At 70.4% G+C, this 388-nt stretch carries 1 protein-coding gene; it reads right to left on the bottom strand.

What is annotated here, in order from left to right:
• Positions 1-108 (bottom strand): DUF397 domain-containing protein (locus ACTIDRAF_RS33200; protein ID WP_016701360.1); only part of this gene is annotated, 108 nt, incomplete at its 3' end.
• Positions 109-388: the final 280 nt, after the last annotated feature.

The raw sequence follows: 388 nt of genomic DNA, 5'->3' as shown, positions 1-388 counted from the left end.
GCGGATGGCGGCCCAGCCGGTGCCGGTGGCGATCTCGACGCATGTGCCGTTGTTGGTGCTGTGGCTGGACTTCCGCCACCGTGCGGTGGGGAGCTGGGGAGTGGTCATGGAGCTGCCGTCCTTCCTGCGGGGAATGGCGACGCGCTGCGGTGTGTCGTTGGCGAGGAACGCTCGCCCCTGCTGCTGCTTTCGCGGCTGCGAGGGAACGCGAGCGGGCGGCTCCCGACGCGGGGGCGGTTCGGCCGGCGACGCTGGGGGAGTAGCACGAGACTCAGTCTCCAGCGCCCCGCACGGTTGGGGTCAGGAGCGGTGCGAGCGAGCTTTCCCGCCGCTGCTGAAGCCAGGCCTCGGTCAGGTGTTCTTGAGGGAGCGGAGGAAGTCCTGGTAG

The organism is Actinoalloteichus spitiensis RMV-1378 (assembly GCF_000239155.1).
Classification (GTDB): Bacteria; Actinomycetota; Actinomycetes; order Mycobacteriales; family Pseudonocardiaceae; genus Actinoalloteichus_B; species Actinoalloteichus_B spitiensis.
The sequence above is the reverse complement of the archived record's forward strand: the minus strand, read 5'-3'. Positions and strand labels throughout refer to the sequence as shown.